10 protein-coding genes are annotated in these 11,269 nt (G+C 70.5%); 4 read left to right on the top strand and 6 right to left on the bottom strand.

Annotated features, from left to right (window positions below; all coding sequences use genetic code 11):
* Positions 1-122: 122 nt before the first annotated feature.
* The 6 genes from P409_RS14475 to P409_RS14450 all read right to left on the bottom strand — a co-directional run bounded on the left by P409_RS14475 (position 123) and on the right by P409_RS14450 (position 6,844).
* Positions 123-1,058: a Gfo/Idh/MocA family protein gene (locus tag P409_RS14475; protein ID WP_034837881.1), complete on the bottom strand. Its 936-nt coding sequence runs from the start codon at positions 1,056-1,058 to the stop codon at positions 123-125.
* A 15-nt stretch (positions 1,059-1,073) separates the two neighbouring features.
* Positions 1,074-2,021: an ABC transporter permease gene (locus P409_RS14470; RefSeq protein ID WP_034837879.1), complete on the bottom strand. Its 948-nt coding sequence runs from the start codon at positions 2,019-2,021 to the stop codon at positions 1,074-1,076.
* Positions 2,018-2,992, bottom strand: a complete 975-nt coding sequence (locus P409_RS14465) for an ABC transporter permease (protein ID WP_034837874.1) — start codon at positions 2,990-2,992, stop codon at positions 2,018-2,020. Before P409_RS14465 ends, P409_RS14470 begins: the two co-directional genes overlap by 4 nt.
* Complete coding sequence (locus P409_RS14460; RefSeq protein WP_052120624.1) at positions 2,989-4,470, bottom strand: ATP-binding cassette domain-containing protein; 1,482 nt, start codon at positions 4,468-4,470, stop codon at positions 2,989-2,991. The genes P409_RS14465 and P409_RS14460 overlap by 4 nt, the downstream gene beginning before the upstream one ends.
* Before the next feature lie 237 nt (positions 4,471-4,707).
* On the bottom strand, positions 4,708-5,772 hold the full coding sequence (locus P409_RS14455) for an ABC transporter substrate-binding protein (protein ID WP_034837871.1): 1,065 nt from the start codon (positions 5,770-5,772) through the stop codon (positions 4,708-4,710).
* A gap of 142 nt (positions 5,773-5,914) precedes the next feature.
* A complete protein-coding gene (locus P409_RS14450) occupies positions 5,915-6,844 on the bottom strand; it encodes a LysR family transcriptional regulator (protein WP_034837867.1) in 930 nt (309 codons plus the stop codon).
* 108 nt (positions 6,845-6,952) lie between these two features.
* On the opposite strand from P409_RS14450, the gene P409_RS14445 reads away from it, so the two are divergent.
* The 4 genes from P409_RS14445 to P409_RS14430 all read left to right on the top strand — a co-directional run bounded on the left by P409_RS14445 (position 6,953) and on the right by P409_RS14430 (position 11,231).
* Entirely contained in the window at positions 6,953-7,807 is an 855-nt protein-coding gene (locus tag P409_RS14445; RefSeq protein ID WP_034837863.1) for a dimethylarginine dimethylaminohydrolase family protein, read from the top strand.
* An 8-nt stretch (positions 7,808-7,815) separates the two neighbouring features.
* Positions 7,816-8,991: an aminotransferase gene (locus P409_RS14440; protein WP_034837859.1), complete on the top strand. Its 1,176-nt coding sequence runs from the start codon at positions 7,816-7,818 to the stop codon at positions 8,989-8,991.
* A 19-nt stretch (positions 8,992-9,010) separates the two neighbouring features.
* Complete coding sequence (locus P409_RS14435) at positions 9,011-10,111, top strand: ABC transporter substrate-binding protein (RefSeq protein ID WP_034837854.1); 1,101 nt, start codon at positions 9,011-9,013, stop codon at positions 10,109-10,111.
* Positions 10,112-10,178: 67 nt separating this feature from the next.
* Positions 10,179-11,231, top strand: coding sequence for an ABC transporter ATP-binding protein (locus P409_RS14430; protein ID WP_034837849.1), 1,053 nt, complete (start codon positions 10,179-10,181; stop codon positions 11,229-11,231).
* Positions 11,232-11,269: the final 38 nt, after the last annotated feature.

Below are 11,269 nucleotides of genomic sequence, written 5' to 3'. Positions count from 1 at the left end.
GTTTGGCGCCGCTGGGATCGATGTTGGGCGATCGTCCCGGCCCGCCGGCTCCCGTCATCGACACCCCCTCCCCCTACCCCTCCCGCAAGGGGAGGGGGAGAGTAGAAGGGCGGGTTGGGCGTTCACCACTCGAACGGATCGGTGCTCACCCGCTTGCCGACCAGCATCGCATCCGCGACCAAGCGCAGGGGCGCGCCGTCGACGTCGCTGCGGCGGGCGGCGAGCAGATCGGCGAAATGCGCGTAGATCCGCTCATACTCCTCGCTCGGCGCCTCGGCCACCACGGTGCCGCCGACCGACAGCGCGCAGCCGCCCTTGAACAGCCGGGCAGACCGGCCGTCGGCGGTCTCGATCGTCATGTGCCACTTCTCGTCGCCCTGCTCGCGCCAGTCGAAATCGGCGGTCAGGGTGGGCGCCCCGGGATCGGTGCTGCCGAAGACGAGCTGCGCCGCGATCGGCGTCTGCCGGTTGGCCGGGTAGGTCAGTTCGGCGCTGCGGACGAAGGGGGTGAAGGGCAGGATCCGGGTGAAGATCGACAGGGCGTTGATGCCGGGGTCGAACACGCCGAAGCCGCCCGGCGCCCACACCCAGTCCTGCCCCGGATGCCATTTGCGGACGTCCTCGCGCCACTCGATCTTCACCGAGCGGACGCCCGCGGCCAGCAGCTCCCGTGCCGCCTCCACCGCCGGGTTGAAGCGCGAATGCCAGGTGGCGAACAGCACCCGGCCCTGGGCGGCGGCCGTCGCCTCGAGATCGGCCAGCTCGGTCAGCGTCGCCGCCGGCGGCTTCTCCAGCAGCACGTCCTTGCCGGCCAAGAGCGCCTCGCGGGCGAGGCCGTGGCGCACCTCCGGCGGGGTGTTGACCGCGACGATGCCGATATCCGGCCGGGCGGCGTAGAGCTCGGCCGGGGTGCGGTAGCTCGGCACGCCGCCATGGCTCAGGCCGCGGGTGCTGACCACGGCCGCCAGCTCGAAGGAACCGCTCTTGTCGATCACCGGCAGGTGCTGGTCCTGCGTGATCTTGCCGAGGCCGATAACGGCGATCTTGTGGTTGGCCAAAGGGATCTCCTCGTCTCAGCGCGTCTTCTCGCCGCCCGCCGCAACGATCACGGCGATGATGATCAGGCCGGTCAGCACCAGCCGCAACCCGGTTCCGGTGCCGAGCGCGTTCAGCATCGTCACCAGCAGGAACAGGAACAGCGACGCGCCCCACAGCCCGGGCAGGTTGGCCCGGCCGCCGGCGACGCTGGTGCCGCCGATCACCACCACGGCGATCGAGTTCAGCAGGTAGTCCTTGCCCATGTCGAGCGAGGCGCCGCCGAAATACCCCGCCATCAGCGCCCCGGCCAGCCCGGCGAAGCCGCCGGACAGGGCGTAGGTGAGAAACCGCGTGCGCTCGACCTTCACCCCGGCGAGGTGGGCGGCGCGCGGGTTCTGCCCGACCGCCAGAACCGACCGGCCGTAGATCGTCCGCTGCAGCACCACCGCCATGATCGCGGCCAGGGCGAAGCCGGCCACCGCCATCACCGGCACGCCCCACACCTGCATCGTGGTGAAGGCGGCGAAGCCGTCGGGCGGCGCGATGCGCAGGCCGCGGCCATAGGCGATGGCGACCGACTGGAACACCAGGCTGGAGGACAGGGTGGCGATGATCGGCGGCATCGCGAAGCCGCGGATCAGCGCCCAGTTGGCGATGCCGACGATGAGCCCCGACGCCAGCGCCGCGGCCAGCCCCGGCAGGATCATGCCGTCCTGCCCGGCCATCACGATCATGGCGACCGAGCCGGACAGGGCGATGTTGGACGGGATCGACAGGTCGATATTGCCCGGCCCCATCGCGATCACGAACATCTGGCCGATGGCGACGACGACGAAGAACACGCCGAAGCTGAGGGCGGCGGTCAGAACCTGCCCCGCGCCCTCGCCCGCCGCGATGGCCACCACCGCCAGCCACAGCAGCACGGCACCGGCCCAGGACCACAGCCAGGGCCGGTCGGACGTCCACGCCGAAACTCGGGTCATCGCGGCCGCCTCCGGCTGGTCAGGGCTCGCAAGGCCAGGACGATGATCAGGATCGCGCCCTGGGCGCCGATCTGCCAGTCGGGCGAGATCCGCATGAAGGTCAGGAGCGACCCGGCCAGGGTCAGCACCAGGGCACCCGTCACCGCCCCGACCGGCGACACCCGGCCGCCGACGAAGTCGCAGCCGCCGAGGATGGCCCCGGCGATCGACAGCAGGGTGTAGCGCTGGGCGATGTTGGCGTCGCCGGAGGTCGAAAGACCGAGCAGCGACAGGCCGGACAGCAGCCCGAACACCCCGGCCAGGGCGTAGAGCCCGACCCGGATCTTGAGCAGCGACCAGCCGGCCCGGGCGATCGCCTTCGGGTTGCCGCCGGCGCCGCGCAGCACCGAGCCGAGGGCCGAGCGCATCAGGAACAGATGCACCAGCGCGGCCAGCGCGACCGCGACCAGGATCGGCAGCGGCACATAGGGCGGCTTCCAGCCCATCGCCGCGCGCAGCCAGGCCGGGCTGGCGCCGCCCGGCGAGGGCAGCACCAGGATGGCGAGGCCGAGCCAGACGAAGCTCATGCCCAGCGTCACCACCAGCGACGGCACGTTGCGCCAGTGGATCAGCGCGCCGGCCGCGGCATAGGCCAGGACGCCGCCGGCCAGCACGGCGATGCCGAGCAGCGGCGTGTCGACCAGCCAGGTGGCGGCGACGCAGGTGACGAAGCCGACATAGGCGCCGATGCCGAGGTCGAGGTCGTTGACCGTCAGCATGCACATCTGCGCCAGGGTGGCGAACATGATCGGGATCGCCAGGCCGAGCATCAGGTTCAGCCCGAGATAGCTCATCGTCCTCGGGTTGATCAGGAAGATCGGCACCAGGATCGCGACCAGCGACAGGAAGGGCAGCAGCGCCCGCCAGGTCGAGGCGCGGGTCAGCGGCGCGGTCCAGGATTGCCGCGGACGGGGTAAAGCAAGGTCTGTCATGAGGCGCGGCGCTCTTCCTCCGCGAAGGAGGCCTGAAGGACGGCGGATTCGGTCAGCTGCGACCGGCTGAGATCGGCGACGATGCGGTTGTTGCGGAACACATAGACGTGGTCGCAGTGCTCCAGCTCCTCCATCTCCGTCGTGTACCAGAGGAAGCTGCGGCCCTGCTGCGCCTGGGCCCGGATCAGGCCGTAAACCTCGTGCTTGGTGCCGACATCGACGCCGCGCATCGGGTCGTCCATCAGCACGGCGTCGGCATCGCAGCCCAGCGCCCGGGCGAACAGCGCCTTCTGCTGGTTGCCGCCGGACAGGGTCAGGATCCCGCCGGACAAATCGGGGGCGCGGATGCCGATCCGCTCCTTCCACTCCCGCCCCAGCGCCGCTTCGGCGGCGGGGGAGATCAGGCCGCCGCGGCGCAGCGCCGCCAGCGACCGGATGGTGATGTTGCGCTCGATCGACCACAGCGGGAACACGCCCTCGGTCTGGCGGTCGCCGGCGACGAAGGCGACACGGCCGCGCACCTCCGCCCCGCCGCGGCGGATGCCGAAGCGCGATCCGCCGGCAGCGTCATAGACCCGCTGCAGCAGCCGGCTCTGGCCATGCCCGGCCAGGCCGGCGAGGCCGATGATCTCGCCCTCGCGCGCCACAAGCTCCAGCCCCGTTCCGGGGGCGGCGGGCACGCGCACCCGCACCGGCGCCGACCGGTCGACCTCCGCCCGGGCCTCGGCGGCGGCGGAGGCGGCATGGCCCATGGCGGCGACCAGGCCGGGCTTGTCGATCTCGCCGGACTTCCAGGCGCCGACGACGCGGCCGTCGCGCATCACCACGATGCGGCCGGCGGTGGACAGGAGCTCGCCCAGGATATGGGTGATCAGGATCACCGACAGCCCCTCGGCCACCCGCCGGCGGACATAGTCCAGCAGTTGCCCGGCGGCGACGGCATCGAGCGAGGAGGTCGGCTCGTCCAGGATGACGAGATGCAGCGGCGCATCGGTGACGCTGAAGGCGCGGGCGATCTCGACCATCTGGCGCCGGCCGATCGACAGGTCCGCCACCTCGGCCTCCGGCGCGATGCCGTGGCCGGGGAAGATGCGGTCGAGCGTGCCGATGATCAGGTCGCCGGCGCGACGGCGCCAGCCCGGGCCGGTCAGGCCGGGATGGGTGATCCGCGCATTCTCCGCCACCGTCAGGTTGGGGCAGAGCGACAGCTCCTGGAACACGCAGCGGATGCCCAGCGCCTGGGCCGGGCCGATGGCGTAGCGGCCGGTGCGGTCCTCGCCCAGCACGGTCAGCCGCCCCTGGTCCGGCGCCAGGGTGCCGGCCAGCACGTTCATCAGCGTCGACTTGCCGGCGCCGTTGTGCCCGGCCAGGCCGAGGCATTCGCCAGGCGCCACGGCGAGGTCGACCCCGCCCAGCGCCCGGACCGCCCCGAAGCTCTTGGCCACCCCGGCGAAGTCGACGATCGGTACAGCGGTCATACGGAAGCCCCGGGTGACGGATCTTTCCCTATGGAGTCCCCCCTCCCCTTGCGGGAGGGGGGTAGGGGAGGGGGTTGTCGAGGCAAGGCACCGGCAGCGTGGAGGTTGAGGTCGCATCGACGAGCCGATGCGCGACATGGCATCGCTCAGGCGGCGCGAACCCCCTCCCCAACCCCTCCCGCAAGGGAGGGGGGACTAAGAAAGCTGCAGTCGGAACCATCAGCCGGAACAGCCCGCTCATCCTTCCGTCGGCGTCGCCGGCAGCTCTTTCCCGCCGACGATGGCGTCGATCAGCTTGACCGTCCAGTCCTGCGGGTAGGTGGCGTTGGTGACGCCGCCCTCCGGCGTGTGGGCCAGCCAGTAGTCGAGCTTGGCCTGCTCCACCACCACGGTCGGCAGCCGCAGCTCCTTCGGCACGTCCTTGCCGGCCAGGATCTGCTGCGCCACCCAGAAGGCGACCTGGGCCGAGCCCGGGGCGATCGACAGGCTCATCGTCTCATAGCCGCTGGCGGTCTGCTCCTTCCACCACTTCAGCTCCTCGTAGCGGTTGCCCATGATGATCAGGGGCACCTTGCGCCCGGCGGCCTGGAAGGCCTGGGCCGCGCCGTAGCCGTCGCCGCCCTGGGTCACCACCGCGTCGATCTCCGGCAGGGTCGGCAGGATGCCGGCGACCTCGCGCTGCGCCACCGTCTGGGTCCAGTCGCCATGCACCGAGCCGGCGATGGTGAAGCCCGGATGCGCCTTCACCCCGGCCTCGATGCCCTTGTGGATCTCGTCGTCGACGAAGACGCCGGCCAGGCCGCGGATCTCCAGCAGCTTGCCGCCCTTCATCCGGGTGGCCAGGTAGTCCATCTGGGCCTTGCCCATGCCCTCGAAATCGATGGCGATGCGCCAGGCGCAGGGCTCGGTGACGATGCCGTCGAAGGAGACGACGACGATGCCGGCGTCGCAGGCCTCCTTCACCGCGCCGTTGACCGCGGTCGGCGACGCCGCGTCGATCACGATCGCGTCATAGCCCTGCAGGATCATGTTCTGGATCTGCGCCGCCTGGTCGGTCGGCGAGTTGTCGGCGGTGGTGAAGGCCGGGGCCTCGGCCACCAGCTTCTTTTCGACCGCCGCCTTGCCGACCTCGTCCCAGCTCTTCAGCATCGCCTGGCGCCAGGAATTGCCGGCGTAGTTGTTGCTGAGCGCGATCTTCTTGCCCGAGGTGTCGCCGGTGGCGACCCCGTCCGCCGCATGGGCCGGAACCGCGGCGACGCCGCACAGGAGCGCCGCCAGCGCCCAGTTTCTCACACCATGCATGAACCGATCCTCCCGCAATATTCTGTCCGGAATCGCGTCCGGCGGCGGCACTATCGGATTTATCAGACAAATTGACAAGTGTGCGAAACATTAAACAAATGTCCCCTTTCCGGCCGCCTTCGCGGGCCGGAACGGGGCAAGCTTAAGCGCGCGGCGCGGGCTCCGCGACAGGGGACCGCGACGCCTGCAGGTCCTGGATCAGCAGCTGCGCCGCGCGGGAGACGGTGGCGCCCTTGCGGGTCACGATCTCGAACGGCGCGTCATACCCCAGCAGGCCCGGCAGCAGTTGGTACAGCCGGCCCGCCGCCTGCCATGGCGCCGCGTAATGGGTCGGCAGGAAGCCGATATAGCCGCCGGACAGGATCAGGATCGCCTGCGCCTCCATGCAGTCCACCGTGGCCGAGGCCGAGGCCTCGGACAGGCCCAGCCGCTCCAGGTCGCCGAGATTCCAGTAGCCGCGCGTGATCAGCCGCTCGCGCCGCATCTCGGCCAGCAGGTCCGGGCTGTCCGGCGCGCCGAACAGCCGGTGACCGGCGCCGCAGTAGCACACCTGCCGCTCGCGGTAGAGCGGCGTGTAGACCAGCCCGGCGATGTGGCGCGGGAAGGCGCTGACGACCAAGTCCAGCTGCCCATCCAGCAGCCGCTGCTCCAGCCGCGCCGGCGTGTCGATCGCCAGATGCAGGTGCACCCGGTGGTCGCGGGTGCCGAAGCGGCGCAGGCCGTCGATCACCGGCGACCCCGGATCGCCCGCCGTGGCGTCGACCAGCCCGAGGCGCAGGTCGCCCGCCAGCCGGGCGTCCAGGGCCAGGGCCTCGGTCCGGAAACCCTCCACCGCCTCCAGCAGCCGGCGCGCCGAATCGTAGACCGCCCGGCCCTTCTCGGTCAGCCGGAAGCCGGAGCGCCCGCGCTCGCACAGCCGGGCGCCGAGCCGTCGCTCGAGATGCGCCATCTGCGTCGACACGGTGGAGGCGCCGAGATTCAGCGCCGCCTGCGCCGCAGCGAAGCCGCCGGCATCGGCCACGGCGACGAAGATGCGCAGCAGCCTGAGATCGACGTCGGATACGTTCTTCATGGCGACGAGATTACATCGAGAAACTGCGAAGTGAACGTCGCGCCGCCGCTATTTTTCAGGCCCGCGACATTTGCCATCCTTCCGGCAACGAAACATGTGAGGCTTCGCGTGACCTGGACCCTGGATTCCGAGACCGGCGTGCTGCGCGACGTGCTGCTGGCGACGCCGGAGCACTATGCCTGGCAGCCGACCAACAGCATCGCCCGGGCCACGCTGGAAGCCGGGTCGGCCTACGACCACCAGCGGGTGCAGGGCCAGTACCGGCAGATGGTCGACGCGCTGGAGACCGCCGGCGTCACCTGCCACTACCTGAAGACCGAGCCGCACCTGCCCTATCAGGTCTACACACGGGATTCGAGCCAGGTGACGCCCTGGGGCCCGGTGGTGACCCAGCTGTTCCGGCCGCAGCGCCGGGGCGAATACGCCTCCGTCATCGACTTCTACCAGCAGCATGGCGGCGTCTGGCGCTATTCCACCGACGGCACGCTGGAAGGCGGCGACATCCACATCATCCGCCCCGGGCTGGTGCTGATCGGCAGCTCCGGCGAGCGCACCAACGAGGCCGGCGCCCGGCAGTTCGCCCGCTGGTTCGAGGCCGAGGGCTGGGAGGCGCGGGTCGAGCCCTTCCCCGAGCATTTCCTGCATCTCGACGTGATCTTCTGCATGGCCGCCGACGGGCTGGCCGTGGCCTGCACCGACGTGCTGGATGACGGGCTGCTGGACTGGCTCAAGGTGCACGGGATCAGGCTGATCCCCGTCACCTACAAGGAGGTGATGTCGATGGGCTGCAACCTGCTGGCGCTGGGCCGCGACCGGGTGCTGTCGCCGAAGCACAGCGCCCGGGTGAACGCCGCGCTGCGGGCCGAAGGGCTGACGGTGCTGGAGCCGGAGCTGGACCTGCTGGCGGCCGGCGGCGGCAGCATCCACTGCATGACCATGCCGCTGAAGCGCGATCCGGTGTAATCAGGGCCATGCTCACGCTCAATCCGCTTCTCGCCGCGGTCGCCGCGCCGCCGATCGCCGAGGCTCAGCGCTGGGTCGCGGGCCGCAGCTTTCCGGCCGACCGGCCGCTGATCGACCTGGCCCAGGCCGTGCCGGGCTACGCCCCGCCGGAGGCGCTGACCGCCTATCTGGCGGAACGGCTGCGCGACCCCGCCATGCACCGCTACACCGCCATCCTGGGCGTGCCCGAGCTGCGCGCGGCGCTGGCGGCGCGTTTCGCCCGCTACTATGGCGGCACCATCGGCCCGGAGAACGTGGCGATCACCGCCGGCTGCAACCAGGCCTTCTGCCTGGCCATGGCGGCGCTGGCCCGGCCCGGCGACCAGGTGGTGCTGCCGGTGCCCTACTACTTCAACCATCGCATGTGGCTGGACGCGACGGGCATCGAGGCGCTGCACCCGGCCTTCCGGCCGGATGACGGCGGCGTGCCGGATGTCGAGGAGGTGGCCAGGCTGATCACCGACCGCACCCGCGCCATCGTGCTGGTGACGCCGAACAACCCGACCGGCGCGATCTATCCGGCCCAGACGCTGCGCGCCTTTTACGATCTCGCCAAGCGCCGCGGCATCGCCCTGGTGCTGGACGAGACCTATATCGACTTCCTGCCGACCGACGCCCGGCCGCACGACCTGTTCGAGGATCCGGACTGGGCGTCGACCGTGGTGCATCTCTACAGCTTCTCCAAGGTCTTCGCGATCACCGGGCACCGCGTCGGGTCCATCACCGCCGGGCCGGCGCTGATGGCGCAGGTCGAGAAGGCGATGGACTGCGTCGCCATCTGCGCCCCCCGCATCGGGCAGGAGGCGGCGCTGTTCGGCCTCGAGCGGCTGGGCGGCTGGGTGCAAGGCAACACCGCGGCGATGCGCGAGCGGGCGACCGTGTTCCGCACCGCCTTGTCGCAGCTCGAAGGCTGGCGGCTGGTCAGCCTGGGCGCCTTCTTCGCCTATCTCGAGCATCCCTTCGCCGGCCGGGACGCGGTCGCGGTGGCCCGCTTCCTGGCGCTGGAGCACAATCTGCTGACCCTGCCGGGCAGCATGTTCGGGCCGGGGCAGGACCGTTTCCTGCGCGTCGCCTTTGCCAATGTCGGCAGCGACGCGGCCCCGGTCGTCGCCGGCCGCCTGACGGCGGCCCTGGCGTCACGATAAGAAAACACGAGGAGGTTTCATGACCCGCGAGATCTATCGCTTTTCCCCGAGCCGGCGGACGCTTCTTAAGCTGTCCGCTGCCGGCGCCGCCTTGGCCACGGTCGGCCGGGCGCCCTTCGTGCATGCGCAGGAGCGCAGCATCAAGATCGGCACCTATGGCGGCTATTTCGAGGAGAGCTTCGGCAAGCACGTCTTCCCGGACTTCACCAAGGCCACCGGCATCAAGGTCGAGGGCGTCGGCGAGCCGACGGGCGAGGCCTGGCTGGTGCAGCTGCAGACCGCGGCCAATGCCGGCGAGGCCCCGGCCGACGTGTCGATGATGGCCCAGGTGGCGATGCTGCGCGGCATCAAGTCCGGCCTGTGGCAGGCGCTGGACCCGGCCAAGATGCCGAACGTCTCGAAGGTCTTCCCCGAATTCCTCAACAAATACGATGACGGCCGCATCGCCGGCGTCGCGGCGGTGGCCTGGTTCATCACGCTGGTGACCAACACCGAGACCTACAAGGACGCGCCCACCAGCTGGGCGGCGCTGTGGGACAAGGGCAATGAGGGCAAGCTCGGCCTGATGGCCCTGGCCAGCAACTCCTTCCTGCTGGAGATCACCGCCCACACCTTCTTCGGCGGCAACACCGATATCCTGGCGACCAACGAGGGCGTCGAGAAGGTGCTGGCCAAGCTGGCCGAGCTGAAGCCGAACGTGTCGCTGTGGTACCGTGACGAGGGCCAGTTCCAGAACGCCCTGCAGTCGGGCGAGATCCCGATGGGCGAGTATTATCACGACGTCACCGGCCTCGCGATCAAGGACGGCTTCCCGGTGCGCTCGACCTTCCCGAAGGAGGGCGGCGTGTCCGACCGCGGCTCCTGGGCCGTCAGCAAGGCGTCGAAGAAGCTGGAAGAGGCGCAAATCTTCATCGACTACATGTGCCAGCCGGCGCAGCAGGAGACGCTGTCGCGCAAGGTCGGCACCGCGCCGATCGTGCCGCGCGACATCCTGGGCCTGTCGGCGGAGGAGTTCGCCGCCGTCTCCAGCGACATCAAGCCGATCATTCCGGACTACAAGCTGTACACGGAACGCGGCGACTGGGTCGCGGAGAAGTGGACGGGTATGATCACCGGCTGATAGAGAGCGCGCCCCGGCCGCGCCGCCCGCGGCCGGGGCCTTCCTTTCGAGACAGGACCCGCGCCGCATGCACGAGCTCCGCCTCCAGGGCATCGCCAAGGACTACGGCCGGGTCACCGCCGTCACCGATGTCGACCTGGCCGTCCCGGCCGGCAAGCTGGTCTGCTTCCTCGGCCCCTCCGGCTGCGGCAAGACCACGCTGCTGCGCATCATCGCCGGGCTGGAATCGCCGACCAAGGGGCAGCTGCTGCTGGACGGCCGCGACGTCACCCCGGTGCCGACGCACAAGCGCAACTTCGGCATGGTGTTCCAGTCGCTGGCGCTGTTCGATCACCTGACGGTCGGCGAGAACATCGCCTATGCCCTGCGCATCCGCGGCGCCGACAAGGCGGCGCAGCGCAAGCGGGCGGAGGAGCTGCTGGCCATGGTGCAGCTGCCGGGCGTGGCCGACCGCCATGTCTCGCAGCTGTCCGGCGGCCAGCGCCAGCGTGTCGCCATCGCCCGGGCGCTGGCGATCGACCCCAGCTTGTTCCTGCTGGACGAGCCCCTGTCGGCGCTGGACGCCAAGCTGCGCGAGGCGATGCAGATCGAGCTGCGGCAGCTGCAGCAGCGATTGGGCGTGACCACCATCCTGGTCACCCACGACCAGCGCGAGGCCATGACCATGGCCGACCTGATCGTGGTGATGGGCCAGGGCCGGATCCAGCAGGCCGGCGCGCCCTTGGAGATCTACCGCCGCCCGGCCAACGCCTTCGTCGCCGACTTCATCGGCACCGGCAACCTGCTGCCGGTGCGGGTCGATGGCGGCGGCCTGCGCCTGGGCGATGCCGTGCTGACCGCGACCGAGGGGCTGGGCGGCCTGCAGCCCGGCGCCGGCGCCACCCTGCTGGTGCGGCCGGAGGAGGTGCAGCTGCGCCCGGCCGGCGAGGCGGGTCCGAACCGGGTGGCGGGCACTGTCGATTTCGTGCGCGACGTCGGCAATTCGGTCGAAGTCTATGTCGACTGCGCCGGCACCCGGCTGGTGGCGGCCGCCGCCCGCAAGGACCTGCCGCCGATCGCGGCCGGCGAGACCGTGACGGTCGAGCTGCCGCCCGAGTCCTGCGTGGTGCTGGCGGCATGAGGATCTCCTATACGTCCTTGCCCTCTTACGCTCCCCCT

This window comes from Inquilinus limosus MP06 (genome assembly GCF_000767795.1).
GTDB classification, from domain to species: domain Bacteria; phylum Pseudomonadota; class Alphaproteobacteria; order DSM-16000; family Inquilinaceae; genus Inquilinus; species Inquilinus limosus_E.
The sequence above is the reverse complement of the archived record's forward strand: the minus strand, read 5'-3'. Positions and strand labels throughout refer to the sequence as shown.